This is a genomic window from Bacteroides sp. 519, assembly GCF_010500955.1.
Taxonomy (GTDB): Bacteria; Bacteroidota; Bacteroidia; order Bacteroidales; family Bacteroidaceae; genus Bacteroides.
On record NZ_QVMJ01000003.1, the window covers coordinates 357,820 to 382,452 of the forward strand.

17 protein-coding genes are annotated in these 24,633 nt (G+C 40.4%); 4 read left to right on the forward strand and 13 right to left on the reverse strand.

The window, feature by feature from the left end:
• Positions 1 to 59 precede the first annotated feature (59 nt).
• The 3 genes from D0T85_RS04465 (at position 60) to D0T85_RS04475 (ending at position 6,524) form a co-directional block, all read left to right on the forward strand.
• On the forward strand, positions 60 to 3,269 hold the full coding sequence (locus D0T85_RS04465) for a TonB-dependent receptor (protein WP_163210642.1): 3,210 nt from the start codon (positions 60 to 62) through the stop codon (positions 3,267 to 3,269).
• Between the two features lie 14 nt (positions 3,270 to 3,283).
• A complete protein-coding gene (locus D0T85_RS04470) occupies positions 3,284 to 5,263 on the forward strand; it encodes a RagB/SusD family nutrient uptake outer membrane protein (protein ID WP_163210646.1) in 1,980 nt (659 codons plus the stop codon).
• 64 nt (positions 5,264 to 5,327) lie between these two features.
• Complete coding sequence (locus tag D0T85_RS04475; RefSeq protein WP_163210647.1) at positions 5,328 to 6,524, forward strand: glycoside hydrolase family 88 protein; 1,197 nt, start codon at positions 5,328 to 5,330, stop codon at positions 6,522 to 6,524.
• Between the two features lie 71 nt (positions 6,525 to 6,595).
• Here D0T85_RS04475 and D0T85_RS04480 read toward each other — a convergent pair whose 3' ends face one another.
• The 9 genes from D0T85_RS04480 to D0T85_RS04520 all read right to left on the reverse strand — a co-directional run bounded on the left by D0T85_RS04480 (position 6,596) and on the right by D0T85_RS04520 (position 18,557).
• Entirely contained in the window at positions 6,596 to 7,264 is a 669-nt protein-coding gene (locus tag D0T85_RS04480; RefSeq protein WP_163210649.1) for a DUF3990 domain-containing protein, read from the reverse strand.
• Positions 7,264 to 7,497 carry a DUF3791 domain-containing protein gene (locus tag D0T85_RS04485; protein ID WP_163210651.1) on the reverse strand — a complete coding sequence of 78 codons (234 nt, stop codon included), beginning with the start codon at positions 7,495 to 7,497 and terminating at the stop codon, positions 7,264 to 7,266. The genes D0T85_RS04480 and D0T85_RS04485 overlap by 1 nt, the downstream gene beginning before the upstream one ends.
• Positions 7,498 to 7,559: 62 nt before the next feature.
• Positions 7,560 to 10,418: a transcriptional regulator gene (locus tag D0T85_RS04490; protein WP_163210653.1), complete on the reverse strand. Its 2,859-nt coding sequence runs from the start codon at positions 10,416 to 10,418 to the stop codon at positions 7,560 to 7,562.
• Between the two features lie 21 nt (positions 10,419 to 10,439).
• The gene (locus D0T85_RS04495; RefSeq protein ID WP_203558414.1) at positions 10,440 to 12,188 is read right to left on the reverse strand and encodes an ATP-binding protein; all 1,749 of its coding nucleotides are present in this window, start codon (positions 12,186 to 12,188) and stop codon (positions 10,440 to 10,442) included.
• A gap of 34 nt (positions 12,189 to 12,222) precedes the next feature.
• The gene (locus D0T85_RS04500) at positions 12,223 to 12,951 is read right to left on the reverse strand and encodes an SDR family NAD(P)-dependent oxidoreductase (RefSeq protein ID WP_163210655.1); all 729 of its coding nucleotides are present in this window, start codon (positions 12,949 to 12,951) and stop codon (positions 12,223 to 12,225) included.
• A gap of 45 nt (positions 12,952 to 12,996) precedes the next feature.
• The gene (locus D0T85_RS04505) at positions 12,997 to 14,172 is read right to left on the reverse strand and encodes a glucosaminidase domain-containing protein (protein WP_163210657.1); all 1,176 of its coding nucleotides are present in this window, start codon (positions 14,170 to 14,172) and stop codon (positions 12,997 to 12,999) included.
• 108 nt (positions 14,173 to 14,280) lie between these two features.
• Positions 14,281 to 16,608, reverse strand: coding sequence for a hypothetical protein (locus D0T85_RS04510; RefSeq protein ID WP_163210659.1), 2,328 nt, complete (start codon positions 16,606 to 16,608; stop codon positions 14,281 to 14,283).
• A 33-nt stretch (positions 16,609 to 16,641) separates the two neighbouring features.
• Entirely contained in the window at positions 16,642 to 17,475 is an 834-nt protein-coding gene (locus D0T85_RS04515; protein WP_163210661.1) for a BadF/BadG/BcrA/BcrD ATPase family protein, read from the reverse strand.
• A 5-nt stretch (positions 17,476 to 17,480) separates the two neighbouring features.
• The gene (locus D0T85_RS04520; protein WP_163210663.1) at positions 17,481 to 18,557 is read right to left on the reverse strand and encodes an acyltransferase family protein; all 1,077 of its coding nucleotides are present in this window, start codon (positions 18,555 to 18,557) and stop codon (positions 17,481 to 17,483) included.
• Positions 18,558 to 18,767: 210 nt separating this feature from the next.
• Between D0T85_RS04520 and D0T85_RS04525 the strand changes: the two genes are divergently transcribed.
• A complete protein-coding gene (locus D0T85_RS04525; protein WP_163210781.1) occupies positions 18,768 to 19,553 on the forward strand; it encodes a TerC family protein in 786 nt (261 codons plus the stop codon).
• 102 nt (positions 19,554 to 19,655) lie between these two features.
• On the opposite strand, the gene D0T85_RS04530 is transcribed toward D0T85_RS04525, so the two are convergent.
• From D0T85_RS04530 to D0T85_RS04545, 4 genes are all read right to left on the reverse strand, one after another.
• Positions 19,656 to 22,610 carry a family 16 glycoside hydrolase gene (locus D0T85_RS04530; RefSeq protein ID WP_370459929.1) on the reverse strand — a complete coding sequence of 985 codons (2,955 nt, stop codon included), beginning with the start codon at positions 22,608 to 22,610 and terminating at the stop codon, positions 19,656 to 19,658.
• An 80-nt stretch (positions 22,611 to 22,690) separates the two neighbouring features.
• Positions 22,691 to 23,947 carry a Gfo/Idh/MocA family oxidoreductase gene (locus D0T85_RS04535; RefSeq protein WP_163210667.1) on the reverse strand — a complete coding sequence of 419 codons (1,257 nt, stop codon included), beginning with the start codon at positions 23,945 to 23,947 and terminating at the stop codon, positions 22,691 to 22,693.
• Positions 23,948 to 24,084: 137 nt separating this feature from the next.
• Positions 24,085 to 24,360 (reverse strand): Txe/YoeB family addiction module toxin, encoded by a 276-nt coding sequence (locus tag D0T85_RS04540; RefSeq protein WP_163210669.1) that lies wholly within the window; start codon positions 24,358 to 24,360, stop codon positions 24,085 to 24,087.
• Positions 24,357 to 24,614 carry a prevent-host-death protein gene (locus tag D0T85_RS04545; protein WP_163210671.1) on the reverse strand — a complete coding sequence of 86 codons (258 nt, stop codon included), beginning with the start codon at positions 24,612 to 24,614 and terminating at the stop codon, positions 24,357 to 24,359. Before D0T85_RS04545 ends, D0T85_RS04540 begins: the two co-directional genes overlap by 4 nt.
• Positions 24,615 to 24,633 lie beyond the last annotated feature (19 nt).

The following is a 24,633-nucleotide window of genomic DNA, read 5'->3' on the forward strand; positions in this document are numbered from 1 at the left end:
GCATCGGCTTTTCTTGAGCCGGCGAGAGTTATTAACAGTTAAACTTCAATTTAATGATTATGAAAAGAAGACGAATTCCGAAGCAATTGCACAAGCAATTATTCATGTTCTGTTTCCTGTCGTTGCTGGGTTTTGCATACGCCAATGCACAAAGCACGATGGATGTTAAAGGTCAGGTGGTCGATGCCTTAAACGAACCACTGCCCGGAGTAAATGTAATAGAGAAAGGAACCACCAACGGTACCATAACCGATTTAGATGGTAACTTTACGCTGAAAGTAAGCTCAAATGCCACACTAACATTTAGTTATATAGGTTATCTGCCTATAGAAGTAAAAGCAACCACCAACATGAACGTTTTACTGCGTGAAGACTCGCAAACACTCGATGAAGTAGTGGTAGTGGGTTTCGGCGTTCAAAAGAAAGTAAACCTTACCGGTTCTGTTGCTACAGCAACTGCCAAAGACCTCGAAGCACGCCCGGTAGCCAATGCGCTCCAAGCACTGCAAGGGGTTATTCCCGGATTAACCATTGCAAACTCGGGCAATGGGGGCGAGCTGAATGGTACCAAATCAGTAAGCATTCGTGGTATCGGAACAATCAGCGATACATCTAGCGGAGCTCCACTTATTCTTATTGATGGTATGGAAGGAGATATAAACACCATCAATCCGCAGGATATTGAAAATATATCTGTATTGAAAGATGCGGCTGCATCATCTATCTACGGTTCGCGTGCACCTTTTGGTGTAGTGCTTGTAACTACTAAGGCGGGTAAAGAAGGGCGTCCGGTTATTAACTACAACAACAGTTTCCGCTTCAACTCTCCTATACGTTTGCCCAAGATGATGAGCTCGTGGGAGTATGTTAACTTCTACGACGATGCTATGTTCAACAAAAACAATACGCACTATTACAGCGAAGAATATAAGCAGAAAGTAAAAGACTATTATGATGGTAAACTAGACCCCATGGATGTTGCTGCCCCTCAAGGGAATGGAAAGTGGGACTACGACTACACCTGGGGTAATGTTGATTGGATACGCGAATACTTTAAAAACTCTTCGAGTTCGCAAGAGCATAATGCCAGCATAAGCGGTGGAACCAACAAATACACCTATTACCTGTCGGCCAATTACATGACACAAAACGGATTTATCCGCTACGGAGGCGATGATTTTCAGCGTTACAACCTCACTGCAAAGATTTCGGCACAGCTTACCGATTATGTAAAGATTGACTATTCGACCCGCTATGTGCGTACCGACTACGACCGTCCGGCTATGCTTTACAGCTCGTTCTACAATAATGTATTAAGACGCTGCCGTCCGGTTCGTCCTATCTACGACCCTAACGGATATTATATGTCGGACATCAATTACATTGAAGCGCTTCAAAGTGGTGGCCGCCATAAGGAACAAAAAGACGGACTGTCGCAACAAGTACGGGTAACAATTACTCCTATAAAAGATTGGAACATTATTGGTGAATTCAACATTAAAACCGATAATAACTGGACGCATTGGGATAACAAGATTGTGTATTCGCACTACGCCAACGATCCGGAAAAGACGTATGCAGCAACCATGACGGGCCCCAGCCAGAACACCGTTTCGGAAGAAGGCTATAAAAGCACGTTCCTCAACCCCAATGTGTACACCAATTACCGTATAGACCTGGGCGATCATTCTATAGCTGCCACAGCAGGTATGCAGATAGAGCAACAGAAGTATCGCAATGTACGGGCACAACGTTCGGATATGATCTCGACCGATTTACCAGTACTCGATTTAACCACAAGCAGCTCTAACTATGGCATTTATGGTGGTATGAACGAGTGGGCCAATGTGGGTTTCTTTGGTCGTGTAAACTACGACTACAAAGGCCGTTACCTGGTTGAAGGGAATTTACGTTACGATGGTTCATCGCGTTTCCGCAAAGACGACCGCTGGATACTTACTCCTTCTTTCTCGTTGGGATGGAATGTTGCAAGAGAAAGCTTCTGGGAATCGCTTACCGATTATGTTTCTACATTTAAGATAAGAGGTTCGTACGGGGTATTGGCCAATCAAAACACATGGAATTTGTATCCTACTTACCGGGTGTTGACTGTAAAAGCTGCTAATGCAAACTGGCCGATAAATGGTTCTAAGCCTAACACTGCCGAGTTCCCTGAGCTGATTACTACCTCGTTAACCTGGGAGAAGATTAAAACCATGAATCTAGGTTTCGACTTTGCTGCCCTGAACAGCCGCCTTACCGGATCGTTCGATTACTTTACCCGTAAAACTGAGGATATGATGGGCCCCGGCTTAGATTTACCTGCTACACTAGGAACAAAAGTGCCCCGCACCAACAACACCGACCTGAAAACCTTTGGTTGGGAACTGCAAGTTGGATGGAGAGATCAGATAGGCGACTTTAAATATGGAGTTAGGTTGAGTGTTGCCGATGCACAAAGCAAGATATTGCGTTATGGTAATCCTACAAAATCATTGAGCACTTACATTGAAGGCGAAATGGTAGGAAACATATATGGTTACACCACTGTTGGCATTGCCAAAACAGACGATGAAATGAAAGAACATCTGGCTTCTTTGCCCCAAGGCGGACAAGATGCACTGGGCAATCAGTGGGCTGCCGGTGATATTATGTATGCCGACCTTAATGGTGATGGAAAGATTAACAATGGAAGTTATACCCTTACCGATATGGGCGATATGAAAAAGATTGGTAACAACACACCCCGTTACCTTACTGGTATCAACCTGGATGCATCGTGGAAAGGAATTGATGTACAAATGTTCTGGCAAGGTGTATTGAAGCGCGACTACTGGGCAGGCGATACCAACATGACTTTCTGGGGAGTAACCGATGGCGAATGGTGGTCGACTGCTTTGAAATCGCACCTGGATCACTACCGCCCCGAAGGTCATCCACTGGGAGCAAACCTGAACTCTTACTATCCACGTCCGGTATTTAATACCAAGAACAATAAAGTACAAACACGCTATTTGCAGGATGCATCGTACATGCGTCTGAAGAATCTGCAAATCGGATATACATTCCCCAAAGCAATAGCCAACAAACTGATGCTTCAGAACCTGCGCATCTTTGTATCGGGCGAAAACCTGCTGACCTTCACCAACCTGAGCAAAACCATGGATCCTGAAACTCCGGGTGTAGGTACACAAGATAATGCACAGGCAAACGGCACAGTATATCCATTGTCTCGTACATATTCATTTGGCTTAAGTGTAAACTTCTAAATCCCTGTATTACAATGAAAAAGAATCAATATAAATCAGCACTGAAAGGAATAATACTAGCCGTTTCCTTGGTTGGGCTTACCGGCTGTAACGATTTTCTGGATATAACTCCTCCATCGTCCGTATCGCCCGAATTGTATTTGGTTGAAGAGTCTCAACTGGCAGCATATACCATTAAGTATTATCAGGATAACTTTCCATCCCTCAACGGGCAGTACGGAAACGATCTTCCTACCGATAATGCAACCACCAAATCGGTAAATACCCGTTTTGTTCCCGGTCAATGGAGAACACCCGCAAATGATGGCGAATGGTATTTTTACCGTATTAACGAGATGAATTATTACCTCGAAACCGTACTTCCCCGCTTGGAAGCCGGCGAGATAAAAGGTGAACCTACCAATATTAATCATTACGTAGGCGAAGGATATTTTCTTCGTGCGTACCAATACTTTTACCGTTTAAGAAAGCTAGGCGACTTCCCGATCATCACCAAAACACTCCCTGATAATCAGGAGGCATTGGTCGAAGCATCAAAACGTTCCCCTAGAAACGAAGTTGCCCGCTTTATTCTTAAAGATTTAGACGAGGCGATTAAGCTACTTAAAAACAATCCCAATGGTGGCAAAGCACGCATCACCCGCAACGCCGCTTTGGTATTGAAAGCACGTGTAGCTCTGTTCGAAGCTACTTGGTTGAAATATCATGCCGGAACTCCACTGGTTCCCAATGGTCCGGGATGGCCTGGAAAAGACAAAGACTATAATGCCGGTTATCAGTATCCAAGTGGTTCTATCGAGAACGAAATCAAATTCTTCCTCGACGAAGCACTCGCTGCCTCCGAAACTGTTGCCGATGCTATTCAGCTGACTAAGAACAGCAAAAGCATTCAGGAGTCGGCTTCGGAACCGGCTAACGATTATTACAACATGTTTGCTGTAAAGAATCCGCAATCGTACGATGAAGTATTATTCTTCCGTCCCTACGATGCTGCACTAAACATTGGTACCGATTACAATCATCACATTTACTATGGATATGCCCGTGGATATACCCACCAGATGGAACAAATATTCCTGATGCAAAACGGACTTCCGGCATACGCCGAAAACAGTGGTTATGCAGGCGATGATTATATTACCGATACCAAAGAGAATCGCGATTGGCGCTGGCGTTTATTCATGAAGGCTCCGGGTGAAGTGAAAACATTTATCAATACAACAAGTGTTGAACGTTTCGACGAGGCCCCCATGATTTACTCGGACGATGTGAAGTATTCTACTGCCACCGGTTATTTGTTAGGCAAAGGTTTCTCGCACGACATGAACAATCAGTTGTTGAATAAAGACGAAACGGCTGCCATACTTATCCGTGCTGCCGAAGCATATCTTACTTACATTGAAGCTTATTACGAAAAGAACGGCCGCATTGATGGCAAAGCCGATACATACTGGAAAGCCATCCGCGAAAGAGCTGGTGTTGATACCGACTATAACAAAACAATTGCTGCAACAGATATGGCGAAGGAAGCCCTCAACGACTGGGGAGCATACTCGCATGGTAAGTTGGTCGATGCAACACTGTACAACATACGTCGCGAACGCCGCTGCGAGTTCATTGGCGAAGGCTACCGCTACGACGACCTTATCCGCTGGCGGGCAATGGACCAATTGAATGGCTATCATTTGGAAGGTATAAAGCTTTGGGGCCCTATGAACGATTTGTACGATCAGTCTAAACTTATTTACGATGTAGATGATAAGAAGAACACTGTTTCGTCGCCTACAAAGAGCGATTACTTCCGTCCGTTTCAGGTGGCAACTACTAATCAGTTGTACAATGGTATAAAGTTTATCGAAGCGCATTACCTTACACCAATTGCCGAAAAGCACTTCCTGATATCATCGGAAGACGGAAAGAATGTTTCTACTTCGCCAATATATCAAAATCCGGGATGGCCGATAACGGCGAATGAGGCACCAAGTGTTGAGTAGTGAGTAATGAGTTTTGAGTTACGGTGCCGCATGGAATTCCCCGCGGACTATAATTTATATAAGTATGCAAATTAAAGTATTATTAGGTAGTTTAGTTCTGGCAGCCCTTTGTGGTTGCCAATCACCGGGAAAGGATTTGGTAAAGGATAATTTCACTTTCTCTGGGTCACAGTTGAGTTACGCGCTTACATGCGCGGACTCAGCACTGGCCGCTAATCCCGGAAATCAATGGGGATTCCCAAGGTTAATTCCCCGCACTGAAGAGAAAGATGGCTCTTTGAGGTTAGTTTCATCACACGACTGGTGTTGTGGTTTCTTCCCAGCCAACCTATGGCTTATGTACGAATACACTGGCGAAGAGAAATGGAAACAAGCAGCCGACAGGTTTTCCTGGTCTATTGAAGATGCTAAGTTCAATGCCGGAAGTCACGACCTTGGCTTCATGATTTATTGTCCTTTTGGCAATGCCTACAGAATCACCGGCGACGACCGTTACAAAGAGGTAGCCTTGCAAGCAGCCAAAACACTGAGTACGCGTTATAATCCAGCTGTGGGATGCATCCGTTCATGGGATTTCAATAAACAAAGGTGGCAATATCCAGTTATTATTGACAATATGATGAATCTGGAACTTCTGTTCTGGGCAACCCAAACAACAGGCGATTCAATTTATCACAAAATGGCAGTCAGCCATGCCGACCGCACATTGGAGAATCATTTCCGTCCGGATCATTCATCCTATCATGTGATCAATTACGATACAATAACAGGCAGTGTTATTTCTAAAGAAACACTTCAGGGATACAGTCACGAATCGGTATGGTCAAGGGGCCAGGCTTGGGGATTATATGGTTTTGCCATGTCGTACAGGTTTACCAACGATCCTAAATATCTAACATTATCGCGCAACATTGCCGATTTAATGTTGAATCACCCACTGTTACCCGAAGATATGATTCCTTACTGGGATATGTCGGACCCTGCCATTCCAAATGTTCCCCGCGATGTTTCGGCAGCATGTATTATGGCATCGGGCCTCTACGAATTGTCTAAAGCATTACCCATTGACGGTAGTAAGTATAAAGCTGCTGCCGATCGTATTCTTCAAAATTTATCCGATGGATACAGGGCAGAAGTTGGAACCCACAAAGGTTTCTTGTTGCTTCATTCAACAGGGAATCACCCTTCGGGCGATGAAGTAGATGTTCCTATTTCGTATGCTGATTATTATTATTTGGAGGCGTTGCTGAGGAAGTATTAAGCAATGAGTTTTGAGTAGTGAGTTTGGCAGCGGCTTTAACTTGCTACTCAAAGCTTATTCAGTTGTTCATGCTACAACTCTTTCTTTAAAAGTTCGTATATTTCTTGCCATGTTTTCTTATAGAACCCGGTACTTTCATCAGCAAGCTGGGCGTAAGTAGTTGAAGTGTAATATCTATCGGTAGCTTCTAATTCATTAATATCGTAATCAATCATCAGCGATTGTACCACATGATCACCTATATCATAAATTGCAATATCTATTCTGCCTTTAGCTTGCGATAATGCCTGCAACGATTGCATTGTACAAAAACAAATCTGGTGTGAGGGATTGTATGTTAAGTCTTTCAGGAATTGTTCTTTAGATATTAGGCCTTCAATATACCGATCTACTTCGGTAGTTACTTTATCATCGGCAACAGGCCCTTCTACAATGTCGTAATCGTGTACTTGTTGATTGGTTTTATTTTTTCGGTTAAGAACTACAAACTCAAGCCATTCATCATTGTAGTCATTAAAATGAAGCTTTTTCAAATCATCATCAACCAACGCAAATTCATCAAATTCAAATTCACTGACCACTGGTGCCTTTTTACTCCATTTTGAAACACGTATTGCCATTGTTCGAGCTTGTTCATGCAATTTTGTCACATAAAAGCCTCGCCCAAAATCTTTACCGAACTTGCATTTATTGAGGTCTATTTCTTCAATCTGCGTATCACTTCCATGATAAACTTTCATTATCTCATCCCTCCATTACTCAAACAAACCTTGTATATATCTCTGATAGCCCAATAAGGATTATCGGTATGTAATGCCCACCAACATTCGTCCAAATAATCTATTCCGCCATATTTCTTTAGATACAAATAGGCTTGTTGGCTATTCATTTTATAAGCACGAGCGAATTTTGTTATTATAAAAGTCATAAAATTAATTTTATCACTCATTTCTTTATCTATTATTGTTGCCATAATTTCACACTTTAAATATTGCTTTAAACAAATATAAGACATTATTTTAATTAATCAAAAAATCATTCACTCGTAATCCTTTGCAGAAACTCATACAGATTATCTTTCTCATTCAAATTCAACTTCTTCCTCAATCTATACCTTGTTATCTCCACTCCCCTAACCGATAAGTTAAGCAAAGGGGCAATCTCTTTCGAAATCATATTTGTACGAATATAAGCGCAAAGCATTTTCTCTTTCTTATTCAAATTAGGGAATTGTTTTTCCAATGCACTGAAAAAGCCATGATGCAAAGCATCGAAGTTGGTTTGAAAATCATTAATTGCTTTGTCTTGTTCAAGGTTAGTATCAATTTTGTTAATCAATCTCAGGTTCTTTCGTCTGATGTCTACCAGATTTTCTTCTTTTATTGCATTCCCCATGCTGATGGCCTCTTTCTTTATTTCCAGAAGCATTTCATTTTTGCGGGTTAAGTTCAGGGTCGAGTTTATCAACTCGGCTGTTTTGTGTTTCAGTTCTGCTTTCAGGTTTTCTTCTCTGAGGAGGTCTATCTTCTTATCCTTTAGTTCGTTCTCCTTTTTAAATTCAAGTTCTTTCTGTAGCATCTCCTGTTCTTGTTTCAATATAAGGAACTTGCGACTTTCCTGAACCCGGTGCCAGGCAGTATAAACCAACAACAAAACAAGTATAAAGTAACAAATATAAGCCCAGAAGCTTCTGTACCAGGGAGGCAATATTTCAAAGGCAAACAATGTTGTATTAGGTTGCAAACCACTATTGGTAAGAGCCCTTACTTCAAAAGTATAACTGCCCTCTTGCAAATGAGTAAAGTCGCGGTAAGTTTGATGCGAGTAATCGCTCCATTCGCCTTTTTCATCTTCGAGTAGTCGCCATGCATACATAACATCCTGTAAAGGATCGTAGGAAGTAGCCGCAAATTCTACCCGCAATGAGTTGTGCGAGTATGGCAACAAAATGTTTGGCTGATGTGCAGTAAAGCTACGCCCATAGATTAAAGAGTCTTGCCAGGAAGTGTTATACACTTTGCGTATACAAAGGTTAACCGGTTGCTGGCTGTTATGTTGATGATTGGTATTGAGTAATGAGAAACCATCTTCCGTGCCAATAAGGAGCTGATTGTCCGAATGAAAGTAAATATCTTCGAACTCATCAATCAGTGAGTTGGTTAAGTATGATTCATAGATATTCCGCTCATAGCTTTTTTCTTTTGGATTGTAACGAATCAGCTTTAAAGTTCCGTTAGCTACATACCAGATATTCCTTTTATCATCTTGTGCAATGTAGGTATAATGGGTTCTGCCATCCAACAGTTCTTCCAATTCCTGATACTGTTCAACAGAATCGCGGATATGGTTGTATCTGAATAAGCCATAGATAGAAGTAAACACCAAAGCATTATCAATCTTTGCAATACATATATTCCCTTTTACGGGCAGTGCATCTGTATTATAGTTTTTAATATCCTCAACCTTTCGCAAGTCTTCCGATAATTTAAGCCGGTGAATGCCTTGTTCGCTGTTTGCTATCCAGATGGTATTCTGCATATCTTCGGCTATCATTGTTTTACACGACTGCCCAAAGCCAGCTATTTTATGTGAGTATTTCCATTTCCCGTTTTCCTGGCAAAGAACAAATAATCCCGAGTAGCCACCACCTACCAGTGCATTCTTTTCCTGATTCACATAAATCAAATCCCATGCATTGCCTTCGTATACCTTTTCTGCCTTTTTATTGTTCAATAAAAAGACACCATTATCAGAATTACAAAATGTTGCTCCATCTATATCTCTAAGCGACCACACTTGCCCTTCGGTTCCTTTTATCAAATGAATATCCAGTTCTTCTTTTTTGGAAAGAGTTTTAGCCTCTGCACAATATAATCCCTGATTGGTGCCGAGATACAGAAATCCATCTCTGTATGAAGCACTGTAGCCTGATCCGATAATTCTGCTTTTACACAAAGATTGAAGGGGTGAGTTAAGATGAACACAATCAATACCATTATCGAGCCCAACCCACAGGTTGTTTTCAAAGTCGAAATATAGTTTTAATACGGTTTTATTTTGAAGTCCGTTTTCAATGGAGATATATTCAAAGTCATCAGTATCCAAATGAATCAGGAGAATACCATCTTGTACACTTCCCAATGCTAGCTGAGCTCCTTTTATAGCTGCACAAAAAAATTTATTGCTGTTAATTGCTTCTGTGGCATTGCCTTCGTACTGGGTAATAGTGCCATTGTTATAAAAATAAAGTCCCTTTGTATCGCTAACCAGCAAGATGCCTTGTTTAGAGGGTAGCATTTCTATGATCTTCATTTGGGCCAAAGACGATGAATTGGGCAATAAATGAAATGCACCATTTGCTAACTTCATCAATCCGTTGGCAGCAAGTATATGGAGTGCATTATCAATCATTCCCGAGGATATGATTCTCAAATCGTCGTTCACAACAGATAAAGCATTGTTATTCCACAAATAAATGGCATGATCGGAAACAAAATAGATTCCTTCGTTCTGCGAGTAGATATTCCATATTACCCCAATTTTAGTACTGGGTAACTGTTTCGACAGATTTGTATATACAAGATTCCCCTTCTCATCGGGTGTATAATACCCAAACTGCTCTAATCCGCCTGCATATATTCTGTTATTATGTATATGAACAGCGCGTACTTTTGCATGATCGAATAAATAGGAATTCCAATACACTCCATCGAATTCAAGGAGTCCTTTATTATTGGCAATATACATCCAGCCATTGGGGTGCTGGGTTATTTGCCAGTTTTGGTTGGCTGCTTTATATTCTTTTTTACTGTAATTGGTAATTGAATATTGCCATTTGCCGGCAACAGGAAAAGAGAAGAAAAACAATAGTATTAAACAAAACAAATGTCGCATACTTCTGGAGTTAATGTTAGTTTATACTACTTCTTCCATCTCCACCAGCTCCCAACCGCGGAACACCACAGTGATAAGCCTCAGTTTTGCATTGCCAATGGTGCTTGCCACAATTTCGTCCGAAGCATATTTTTGTAGTTGGGCACGGGCATCAGCTTTCAGGGTTTCTATGCGACTATCGGGTTCGTCTCGTTTCAGGTATTTCACTTCCAACAGATAGGCAAACTCCATATCGGTAAGCCGTGGATTAGGCTGAAAATAGATATCAGCATATCCTTTTGACAATTCATATTCGGGAAGCAGAATGTAGTAATTGGTTAGGCCCAGATAAGCCAACAGGAAACCTTTTATATGAGCCTCGCCTTCAATAAACTCGCGCACACGACTCTGTTTCTCCAATTCGGAGGCAATGTAAGAGAATACGGGTTGCCATTCGCCCTTGTAAGCCATAGCTTTTATGAGTTTCCCTAAATGATAAAAGTCGATACGGAAAACTTTAGAATCAGCAAGACCTTCGGTTAGATAAGAGTACATTTGTTCGCGAACGGTATGATTGGGAATACCTAACATGACTTCCCCATATTCTGCACCTTGTATCGTTAACAAACCAAAGTAATAAAGCAACGACTTGAAGTTATCCGGATTAGTCATATCCTCTACCGAAAAGGAATCGCTGAGAATGGCTGGCACCTGTCCGTTTTCTACAATCTCGCGAATTACTGAAAAGTTGGGCCCCAGTTCATTATCTACTTTTATCAGGTGACGTAGCTTGGCATAATCGGTACGGATGTTTTTATCGATCATTTCGCGTGGAGGGGTTCCGAGCAGCAAGTGATTACTGAGATAATAAAGCACCATGTCAGAGTTGTACATGCTTTCGCCTAATGTTTCTTGTGCAAAACAATAATTATCATACCAAGGCTTCATTTCGTTTACAGCTTCATCTACCCCTATTTTCAGCATTCCCTGACTACGATAATACTCCAACATTTGCCGTAATTCTTCTTCCGAAAACCCTACCAGACTGTTAAACAGAGGCGAGGTAGTAAAATTGGTGCCAATATTGAACCCAGAAGTCACATCATCTAATGTTATAGGACTTACACCGGTAATGAACATGCGTTCTAATGCCATACCATTACCCGTAGTTATTCCTTTCAATACATTAAAGAAATAACGGAAGAAACCTTCGCCATGGGTAGCTTCCTGATAGGCCTTTTTGCCCATAGTGGCTAATATAGAATTGGTGAAGTTATCGTATTCATCGATAATAAGGTAGATGCGTAGTCCTAACCCACTTGCTTTATCGTTAACGTATTGCAATTTGTCTGTAGCTGTAGCTAATTGGGTTAACTCTTCGCTGAAACCAGGTTCAAAAAGATGTTGATAGCGGCCAGTAAATTCCTGAAAGCGCAAACTACAATGACTTTCGAATGATGCTTCCAAACGCTCCGGACGCGAATCGACAAATGAGAAGTTAAAACGTAGTACCAGGAATTTTGCCCGCAAGTTGGTGGGATGTTGATAAATCCACTGGTTACCAAAAAGCTCTTCAAACCGGTCGGCATTATTGATATCGTAATAAGCATCGAGTACATTTAGCAGCAAGCTCTTGCCAAATCGACGGGGACGAATCAGAAAGAAAAATGAAGCAGCTTGCTCTATTAAAGGGATAAAGTGAGTTTTATCTACATAGTAATAGTTATCGCGAACCATGCGTACGTAATCTGTTATTCCGTAAGGTATGCCTTTTGCTGTTATAGGTGTCATAGTTGAAAACTTTTTATGTACACAAAGATAATTATTAGTTCCGTATAGGCAACCTAACCCAGAGCCTTCGTGGTATAAAACGCCAGAAAAAAACCAGCAAGCAATACTTCCAATCAATGGTTACATAGCTTTTCTGATGGAGAACTGCTTTCACTATATGTTGAGCTACTTTCTCGGGTAACAACATAAAAGGGTAGTTTTTATTATCGTTAAGCAGTTCGGTACGCACAAAGCCGGGCCGAATATCGGTAAAGGTTATCGGAATCTTTTGCATCCTTGTTAACTGTTCCAGCGATTCGATGTATAAGTTCTGAAAACCTTTTGATGCAGAATAAGAGGGAGCCGACCCAAGTCCCTTGGTACCAGCAATAGAACTGATTACGGCTATGTGTCCTTTCCCTTGTTGCTGAAAATAATGATAGGCGGAGAGTACCATACGGGTAAATCCGTTCACATTGGTTTCTAATGTTTGAAATTCTATTTCAGAATTTAATGTGGGATTTTGCTTCCCTATGCCCGAACTCAGGAAGAAGATATCCATTCCTCCTAGTTTTTCAATCAGTTGGGTTAAGTGATCAGGTGCTTCCGGGGAAGTTACATCCAGTTGTTGGGTTTGGTATCCCTGAGGGTCGGTGGCTTTTAATTCTTCCAGACGGTCGGCACGTCGACCAGCAATGCCAACGTACCAGCCTTGTTTTCGGAAGAGTTTGGCTACTTCCAAGCCGATTCCGGAGGTAGCACCTATGATGATGATTCGGTTCATGATGGATTGCTTCAAGTTATGAGAAGCAAAGATAGGCAAAGGAAATTAATTAAGCCTATGTTTTGTAAAACTCTCCAACTCCAATATCAATCTCATTAAATCTTTTCCATACTTAGAATCAACAGCCCACGCCTTACCCATTCTAGTTACAGTACAACCTTTATTGAACAAATATCTGTCGTGCCGTGGGTCTTTCGTTGTGTTTCTTGGTTTAGGATAGTTCTTCATCCCTGCATACAGTGCCAGATGATCAAGATGGGCATCAATTCCATCTTCCCAAGAATCAAAGTACATAAAGTCATCTGGGCTATCTCCGTTTCTTCCTTGTTTTTTTAAGCCACAAGGATTTTTGTGATCCACACTAACACTTCCACCATACCATCCATAACCTGTTTCTTTTGCCGACTGACAGTAGGCTACAACCGGATTAATGCCAAGAACCATGCTTCGTTTCCAATAATAATTGGCTAATTTGATGAATGTTTCTGTTGCACCTTTTCTATGTGCCCAGTTTTTAGCAGTCTCGAGAGCTACTGTTGAAGAGTCTTCTATTAAATAAAAGAGTTCATATCGTTCCAGAATGGTTTCATCTCTATGTAGAAATGCCCGATCTATTCGTCCATTAGAATCGATATTAATAATCAGTTCTTGTTCTTGTTTTTCGAATTCGACACTCAAAACTGTGACAGGGATATGGCGTATTTGGTGTCCTCCACCATTTAGTGGCAAGCATTTTACATTAACAAAAGATACCGGACAACAAACATGTGCTTTTAAAAGAGCAAGTATCTCATTTTTTCCTGTCTCTGTACAGTATAAAGGATTGTTCTGCAATTTGCCTGTTATAACTGTTCGGTTAAACGAAGTGAGCAACGTAGACAGACACGCTGCTGTTTTTTCGCGTTGATTATCATTGTAAAAGCCCTCTGTTAGTAAAGCTGTAACAGCATCTAACTGGGTACGAGAAAGGATGGTTGCAAAATCAAGGGCACGGATTGAATGCTCTAACGAAGGTATAAAGTAAATAATGTCTTCTTTCTTTTCCTTCGCTTCCTCTACCCTATTCTCTTTTAATGCTTTATGCATGTAATAAAACAGTTCAAGCAACTCGCCATTAGTTACCTTTTTGGCGATAAGTTGATGAGGAACTAAGAATAACAGAACTAACAAAGCAAACTGAGTTTTCTTTGTTGCAAAGCGAAATAAATGATTTGTTTTCATGGCTACAAGTTTTATGCAGCCAAGCTAAAACCCTTTAATCAGATTAAATACAAAATCATTCAGAGATTTTAAAAAAGATGAGTCGGATATATTCGGATTGAAATATATTTATCCGGAAATATCCGAGTTCTTTTCATTTAGTTGCCTGGTAGACAGTGTAGACTTATATAATTTATTACACAATAAATCTTTATTCTTCATTTTATCTGCCTGGATATTTATTTTTCTTCTGTCATCGCTAACATAGTTGCTGTCTCTATCTATTACATTAGCTACTTTATTGGGCTTAATCCCAGGGAAAGCCAAATAAATAACTGCTATTGTTTGCTGATCTAGACTCAATTTTAAATGGTTGCGCAGTTGTAAATGTATAGCCCAGAACTCAGCACCTAATTTCTCGACTTCCTTAGTGTCTTTTTTATTAAATGCCTCTCTTATTTTATTAAACAACGCATCTTCTAATTGTTGTTTGGTATCTGCTTTAGCTCTGGATCGAAATAAAAGGATTAAACCTATTATTACTAGTACACCCACAACCACACTTACTATTACTATCCATGATATTTGTGTGGATGGAGTAATGGTAATTGCTTGAAGCTTGTGATTAACCAAATTATACCTATAAAGCCCTCCCGAAGAGCCCAAAAATACATCAATCAACCCATTTTCATTGTATTTATTAGGTACAATGGCAACATCCGAAAATGTTAAATCAGTAGAAAACTGATGCAATACATTGTTGTTATCCCGACACCCTATGCCAGTATTACCTATTAAGAGGTTATTATTGTTTATAATAGCTTTGGTTGTTGAGGTTGAATTAAGAAGGGTGATTGCGTTTTTTTCTTTCAAATAAATGCCTTTATTGGTAAGCAAATATAGTTTATCTTGTGATGTTTGCATTTGCTGTACACTTCCAATTGTTTCGAAGTCTGAATTCGGTATCGAAAGTAAAGTGTCTTTATGCAACCTGAACACTCCTTTTGTTAAGGATGAAACATAAATACTGTCTCTCTTCACAATATCTGTTATATAAAGATTGGAGTAGTCTATTGTTGGCTCTGTGCGAATAGTATCAAACTTTTTATTCTTATCCGGATTAGTAATAGCATATAAAAATTTCCGAGAACCGACATACAAACGATCGTCAAAGTATGCCAGACTTTTAAAGTCGTAATCCTTATTTTCTCCCAATATAGTAGCTTTGTGCTTTTCGCAATCAATCTTATACAATCGTTTGGAAGTAATAGCCCAAAGATAATTAGGAGATAAACAGATGTCAACTATGTTTTCCTGAGTGTCGAAACCAGTTAAAATCCCTACAGGATTAGATACAGCTGTGTTACAATCAAAAGAATGCAGCCTTCCCTCCTTGGTAATAAAGAAAGATTGATTATCATCTTTTTTAATTGCTGCTATTACATGGTTAGAATCGCCTAACGGATTTTGATGTTTGGAAAGTATATAAAGTGTATGGTTACAAGTTATAAGAATAAAATCTTCTCCTTCATAAATAAAATTCTTGTAATTACTGCTCAGTATGGAGCACATCTTCAAAGAACATTTTCCGTTGTTGTTTTTGAATGTTATTTTGTTAGAAAACAGCTTCCATTCAACTTCGGCGTCTGGCCTGATATAAGCAAAGTATTTTTCGTTACTACTTACAGGAATCGAATCAATTACTGTTTTGCTTTTCATGTCAAACACATATCTACACTCCTGCGACGAAGCATATAGTGTATCTTTAGACTCGTATAGATGAAGGATTTCTCTTTTTATAGGAGTCTCTTTTGTTTCTGTTCTTGTAGTATCGGCAAGTATCAACCCTGTTTCTGTAGCACAAAACACATCTTTCCCTTTCACTAAAATCTTGTTTACACGATAATGCTTTTCAGTATGTGTATCTGGGCGATAAATCTTTTTCAGAAGTGTATCTCCTTTCAATATATCATCTTTTGTTAAGAGATAAGCTCCCGAACTTGTTGCTAAAAACAAACTTCCCTGATCCTCTGTTATACTATATGTTGCATAACTGGTTATCGGATTGGGTTCGTATATATAATTTTCGAGTTTAATGCTATATTGCTTCTCTTCTATTACTTTGTAGTCTCTTATTTTTATCCATATCAACCCTTCGTTCCGCACTCCAAGCCAAAAGGTAGAATCGCTTTCTTCTAATATATCATAAATCCGGTTAGGTCGGGTTTTAACAATACGTTGTTCATTGGTAGTTCTGTTTAGAATAGCAAAACCTCCAGCGTCAAATCCTATAAAATAAGTGTCATTATGAATTCTTGAAGAAGAAACACAGCTGGTTTTTAAGGTAAAATCTATCTGGCTATGAACAAGTTGAGGTTCTACTTCCTTGCTTATGTCTGTGCAAGATATACATGTAAACAGAAAGAAAACAAATAGATATAGATTACAGGTTCTCATAAGAATTAGATTTAAAACCAATGTAAGAAAATACTAGCAATGATACTCTACAAGCCCCTCCACCGGATCTACTTCAATGGATTCAATAGTAACGCCACATTGCCCGGCAGCCTCTATTAATACTTCTTTGTAGTGCCAGGCTATAGAACCGGTAAAGTAAACCGGATGTTGCAGGTAATCGTACTGTTTCACATTCCGTTCAATGAACGATTTGAAACAACGGATAACCAATTCTTTAACCTCGGCTACATCTATATGCTCCAACAAGAAAGGAGATAGGCTTGCCAGAAAACGATTGGGAAACGGCTGACGATACACTTTTTCAATAACATCGGCAGGGGTTAACGCGTATTTATGCAGGAACGCTTCTTTCAAGCCATCGGGTAATTGGTTCTTCAGTAAATCACCAATCAATGTTCGTCCCAATACGGCTCCGCTGCCTTCATCTCCTAGAATATAACCTAATGGCGATATGTTCTTTACTATCTCGTTTCCATTGTAGTAACAAGAGTTTGAGCCGGTGCCCAGAATGCATACTATGCCGGGATTGTTGCCACACATACTGCGGGCAGCTCCCATCATATCGCTTTCTACTGTAATTGTTTGGGTTATAGGGAAGTGATCCGAGAAGAGTTTATAAACAACTGGTTTCTTATCGGGTGTACAACCGGCTCCATAAAAATGCAAGGCATCAATAGCCACAGTGCCCAGTTCGGTAAGAAGCTCGTTTTTAATTCTTTGCCCAGCCTCTTCAACTGTTTGGAAATAAGGATTTAATCCTTTGGTTTGAAAGGATCGAACTCTTTTGTTTTCATCAACCAATGCCCATTTTGTTTTGGTTGAACCACTGTCGGCTATCAGTTTCATTCAAATTATATTTTAATATATATCTTCTTTTTATAAAGGTTATATCCAACGGCCCAGTTCAGGGTAACAAACAACAATGCATAAACAAGCGATGCCAGATAGTTACCAAACACAGGTTGAAGTACCTCTTTATAAACAAATCCTTGTGCGCTTCCTCCAAATGTAGCAAGTACACCGGCTAATACATAAATAAATAGCGGGTTTACTCCAAATACCTCGAACGGGCGGCTCCATTTCTTTCTCCCTTTTACATCGATAATCCACAAGAGCAATGCTTGTAAGGACGATGCCATACCACAGGTTACCAGTACAAAAGAGGGCGACCATATTTTTTTATTAATCGGGCAAGCGTAACTCAACAAATAACCAACAAATGCCAACGAAACGCCAACAATGAATAGTTGCTCTATCTTTTCGTGAATATTATCCAAATTCATAATCAGTTTGCCACACCAAAAGCCTATCAGCACATGGGCAACAGCTGGAATGGTACTTAATATACCTTCGGGATCGATACCGTTATCGTTATACATATGATTAAGCCCCAATACGGCACGGTCAACAATAGAGAGTATGCTGGTTTGATCGTAGGCAAAACCGTTTCCGGCATAGAGTATAATAAGATAAACGCCCAGTATTCCGGCAATAATATAGGGTATATATCGATGTTTTACACTGCAAGCAATCAACGATACTATTCCATAGCAGAGGCCTAAACGACCAAGGACACCCATAATACGTAGATTTTCGAACGACCAGAAACCTTGGCGAAGCATCAGGCCCAGCCACGAAAGTGCCATACCCAAAACAAATATCACAATAGTACGCTTTGCTATTTTACCTACGGAATCTTTAGTTAAAGAGAAATTATATTTCCGCAGGGATATATAGGTAGATATACCCATAATAAACATAAAGAAGGGAAATACCAGATCGGTTGGGGTAAGACCATTCCACTGTGCATGCCTTAGAGGTTCATAAACGTATTGCCAGCTACCAGGGTTGTTAACCAGAATCATACCTGCAATAGTAATACCCCGAAGTACATCAAGGGCCAAAAGTCGATTTGAATTTGTTTTCATAGTACATTAATTATTTGTGGTTATTAACTGCTACAAAAATACAAAATGAAAGTAAATGAATTGCTATAAGCTAAACTTAAATTCCTACCTTTTGTTAGTGTTTATATAAAAACACATCCTGATAAACAAACACGCCTATAATCTGTTATAATTAAATGGAAAATGGATACACAAACATGTATCTGTCACTTGTATTTAATTATACTCAATATGGAAATTCTTCATACTTTTTTGCTACCTTCTGCATGGATAGCCTTACTTACACTGACTCTACTGGAAGTGGTTCTTGGTATCGATAACGTTGTTTTCCTATCCATTATGTCGTCTAAGTTGCCCGAGAATCAACAGGGCAAGGCACAAAACACCGGACTGTTTCTGGCAATGCTGGCCCGTATCGCCTTATTGTTTGGAATATCTTTACTGATGCAGTTAACCAAACCATTTTATTCATTCGATGCACATTGGATTACAGGTGGTGTTACCGGACAATCGCTCATTGTACTCGTTGGCGGATTATTTTTGTTATACAAAAGTGTAAGTGAGATACATGATAAACTTGAGGGAACCAGCGAAAATAAAAGTACTAAGAAAAAGGTGAGTTTCTGGGGCATAATTGGCCAGATAGTAGCACTCGATATTGTCTTTTCGTTTGATAGTGTGCTTACGGCCGTGGGTATGGTAAGTTTCAGAGACTTTGGTTATGTAGGAGCAATGGCAATTATGGTAACAGCTATTGTGGCTTCGGTAGTTATAATGATGTGGTTTCTTAAACCAATCAGCAATTTCGTAGGCAAGCATCCCACTGTACAAATGCTGGCATTATCTTTCCTTATCTTAATTGCGGTAATGTTATTGGTGGAAGCTGCACACCTTTCGAATATAGTAATATTTGGTAATGCAATTCAGGAAATTCCTAAAGGATATATCTATTTCGCAATAGGATTTGCTCTGTTGGTAGAGTATTTAAACTTGCGGGCGCGAAAGAAGAAAAAGTAATGAGTAGTGAGTAGTGAGTAGTGAGTAATGAGTTTTGAGTTACCATGCGGCATCGTTAACTCAAAACTCATTACTCAAAACTCATTACTCAAAACTCATTACTCATTTCAGCTCTTTAATACGAATATTCCTGAACTTAACAGGCGATCCGTGTCCAAGGAAACCTATATGGCCTTTCTTGTTGAATAACCCGGGATGTTCTTTCTTGTCCGGTGTACCATTCTTAGTGGCTTCGCGGATATTACCATCCACAATTACATGTCCATTAAGCGTAATCTTTATGCGGTCACCATTGGCAATAACTTCCTGATAGTTCCACTCGCCAACGGGTTTTAGGTAACCACGTTGTGCAGCAATAATTCCATATACCGAACCATGATACTGGTATTTTTCCAAATCTTTGTAAACAGGATGTTCATTATCCAGTATCTGAAGTTCCATACCTACATAAGCTGCATCGCCTTCCATAGGTGTACGAATACCTAATCCGTTATTGGCAGCAGGGGTAAGCTGGAATTCGAAGCGGAAAACAAAGTTGCCATATTCTTTTCTGGAATACAGGTTACCACCCGACCCGCGACTTGGAACCAATGAGATGGTACCTTCGTCCATGGTGTAATCTACAGTGTTGCCAATCCATTCGTGCATGTTTGTTCCGTCGAATAGAATCTTATAACCTTCTTTCTTTTCTGCGGCCGAAAGTTGGAATGGTTCAACCATTGGCAATTCTTTTACATAGATATCGCGGTAGTAAACTTTACTTCCATGCGCTTGCAATTCCAGTTGTTCAAGAGCAAGAATAGGAAGATTACGATCCCAGTAGTTTTCAAGGATAACATTATCAACTACCTTTTCGCCATTAAGTACAACAGTAACACGGTCGCCTACCATCTTTATATAGAAAGTATTCCATTCGCCCATCTTGTTATCGGCAACTTTTGATGGTTTGCTTTCATGCACCTTATTATTATAAAGGCCACCTGAACCTACCTGAGCACCTACATTTACACGGGCAGTATCCCACATCTGAACCTGTGGTGTTCCACGCAGATAGATACCGGCATCGGCTTCCGGTCCGGCAGGATCGAGCATCCAGTCAATGTACATTTCAATATCACCATATTTCTTTACTGTACACAGATTGTCGTAACCGGTTCCATCGAATAACAACACCCCTTTTTCTACTTTCCAGTCATTCCGCATTTGCACATCGGCTTTTTCCTGAGCAGTCTTCATTTGCGCGGCAGTCATTTTTGCACGACTAATCGGGTTGCCTACCAGTCCTTTCCAACCAGTGAGGTCTTTACCATTGAAGATAGAAACATATCCTTCTTCCTGCGGCATTTCGCCCAGATGTTTACGAATAGCCTCTTTCTGATATCCGGCATCGGGATTATTAAGTACATCTATTACTTTACCAAGCAAATCGCGTACAACCTTACCAGTAAAGTCTTTATTACCAAGCGCTATTTTCATCACTGCCTGTGCGGCCGATTCCTGAATAGCTTTTTCATTCAGATAATTTCCGGCAAATATCATAGCAGTAAATGTACCTGTTTGACCAATCTGTCGAAGTATTGTATTTTTTTGTGCCGGAGTTTTAGCAATCTCCATTGCTTTACGCAATCCTATCAAACGGTTTTCCGGACTTAGAGCCGGATTAGCAGCCAAACGGATGTAAGCATCTATTGCACGGTCAAAATAAGTAGTCGAAGCAGGGTCCTTAGCAATATTGTAAAGCGCATCGGTTGTTTCAGAACCTTTCCAACGTAACAGGGCTTCGAATGCTTGCTCTTTTGCACTACCCTTGTCGTTATTGAATCCTTCAACAATAGTTTTCAGGCCCTTTGCATCACCTGTAGCAGCCAACACTTTGTAGTAAAGACTACGAGTTTCAATACCAGCACGAATGATGCGGGCATTTACCATTTTAGCTTGTTCGGCAGGCGATTGAGAAGCAATTGATGCAATGATAGCTTCCTGAATAGGTGCAATTTCATCTGCTTGTGCTGTTTCGAGCATTCCGCAAAGACGTACAAAGTCACTGTTGTTTACTACATCTTTCAATGCCTGATAAGCTGCTTGTTTCACCAGGGGCGAAGAGTCTGTTAATTGTTTGTACACAGTAGTACTGTTAACATCCGATTTACGAAGAGCCAACAGTCTTAGTCCTGCTATTTTCCCCTCATCGGATGATTTGGTAATTACCTTCGAAACCGATTGACTGATATCACCGGGGAAAGATGCTAATGCTCGTTCGGCCATTGCAATTACTTTCTGATCCTTACCTGCAAGTAAATCTGCAATTACAGGAATTACACGTGCATCTCCTATTTTAGTGAGTGTCCATATAGCTGCTTCTTTTACTTCATAAGCTGGATCTTGTAGGAAACCAATTAGTACATTTCTTGCTGGTTGATCCAGTTTTACTTCCATATCCTGTAATGTTTTCCGCTTCGCAGGATCCGAGGCAGCTTCACGTCCCATCCAGTTCAACACATCCGATTTTACATCGGGTTTTGCCTTATTGATAGCTTTCAGTACTGCAATATACATTGATTCGTTTGCATCTTGCGAAGCCAGATTTAATACTCTGTTTCTTTCAACTCTATCAGCTTTCTTTATAGCGTTAAGAACATCTTTGGTTGGGTTGTCACTCTTCAAACCGGCCTCAACTACTGGTGTTGGCAGTGCTTCGCCTTCTATCGAAACATTTGCCCCCATAGTATATAGCTGGCGGATAAGGAACTTCTTGTTTTCTACCGAAGTTACTTTCAGTAGTCCTTTGGTATATGCCTGAATAAGGGCAGTGCGTACTGCGGTATTAGCATCTGCCGAGGCATAAGCTGCTAAACCATTTAGTGCGTACTCTGCTAATACAATGCTTCCGGCATCGCTGCCTTTCAACATTTCAATCAGCATAAATACACCTTCTTCGCCTGTTGAGGCAAGGTCGGCAAATTGACGGTTAAAGATTTCCTGATTGTTGGCCGGAAGTTGCGCAAGCACATCGGCTACAATTGTTTTATTTGTCCGGTTGGCCGGGCTTTGGGCCATTACACTACTCAAGGCGATGAGTAGGGCGGTTATTATTATGGGTATTCTTTTCATTATTATATGTTTTATTGAAACGCAGATTATATTGTCCACGGACCACGCATTGGTTGATCAATCAACTTATTGGCAGCCTCATCATTAATGAATTTCAGCTTTACCGGATCAAAATGCAGTGTGCGGTTTAATCGCAAGGCAATTGTTCCCAGATTTACAATAGTTGACGAACGGAATCCGTTTTGTTCGTTCAGAGCAAATGGTTGACGTGTTTTTACACATTCAAGGAAACTGTCGGCCTGTGGATCGGGCTCGGGGAAAGCAGCAAGTTTCTTTTGCCAATCGGGTATATCGCAATAGAAGTTCTGATAAACATTTCCATTAGGTCCGGAAATATATGGAGCACTTGTATCACCATAATCACCACCCCATAGAACTATCTGGCAACCATCATCGTATGTATAAGTAATAGAGCGCCATGTACCCACTGCGTCGTGGTGTTGTTGCGGAGCATCAACTTCTACTTTTACCGGGCTGGTATTGTCTTTACCAAGAATGTACTGAACAGGGTCGATATAATGTTGTCCCATATCACCCAATCCGCCACCATCATAATCCCAATAGCCACGGAAGGTACTATGTACACGATGCGCATTATAAGGTTTATAAGGAGCAGGGCCTAACCACATATCATAATCCAGTTCTTTGGGTACAGTCTGTTCGGGCAGATGGTCTTTTCCTACCCAATAGAACTTCCAGTCGAATCCGGTATGTTTACTGATGATTACTTTTAAAGGCCATCCAAGAAGTCCGCTTTGAACCAGTTTCTTTAACGGCTTAACAGGAGTACCCAGTCCGTAGAAAGTATCGGCAAAGCGAAACCAGGTGTTCAAACGATACATGCGGCCGGTTTGCTTGATTGCTTCCATCACTCGTTTACCTTCGCCTATGGTACGGGTCATTGGTTTTTCGCACCAAACATCTTTTCCGGCTTTTGCTGCATCCACCGACATAATCCCATGCCAGTGCGGAGGGGTTGCAATATGAACAATATCTACATTCGGATCGTGGATTAGATCGCGATAATCGTGATACGCTGCAATTGCATCTGTTGATAGCTTTTTACCCAGTTCAAGATGTGTTTTATCCACATCGCATACTGCTACCAATCGGGTGCCGTCATAATTAACATGGCCGCGGCCCATTGAGCCGGTACCAATAATTCCTTTGGTTAGTTGATCACTTGGTGCTACATAGCCTCTTCCTAGTACATGACGGGGTACTACTGTAAACGCTGTTAGCAAACCTGCGGTTTTGAGAAACTCTCTTCTGTTTGTTCCCATGGTCTAAAATTAGGTTAGAAATAGTTTGTTTTCAAGGAGAGGCAAATATACGTTTAATTGAGGAGATTACAGAAGAGTATCATGGTTTTCTTACGAGATGTGAGTAAACTTTGATGCGGAAGAAAGGATGGAAAAGATTATTTATCATCATAATGTCCATAGGCAGACAATATGAGCACTCTTACTTTTTCTTCTTCAATTTCGTAAATCAAACGGTGTTTATCAGTGATTCGCCTTGACCATTGACCACTCCTGTCACCTCCCAGAGGTTTAGGATGTCCTGTTCCTGTGGTGGGATGTTCTTGTAATTCAACTAATAGCTTAACTAATTTTTTGTATGCTTGTGGTTCATTTCGCTTTAAAATGATAATATCATCTTCTGCTTCTTCAGCAAAGGTTATATCGTAATTCATAAGTTATCAAGATATTCAAGAAGTTCCTTTTTTGAATGTACTGTTGTGCCTTTTCCTTCTTTTATGTTCTTTGAGGCGCGATCTATTTTTGCAAAAAGTTCTTCTTTGCTCATCAACGTATCATCTTCTGTCACAGGAATCAGTTTAAAACTTCCATTTTCTCTTGATTTTATTACAATATCCTCGCCTCTTTTTGCTAAGCCAAGATACATTCCCTGTTTTTCTCTGAATTCTCTTGTACTAATCACTAACATATCTTTTAATTTAAATGTG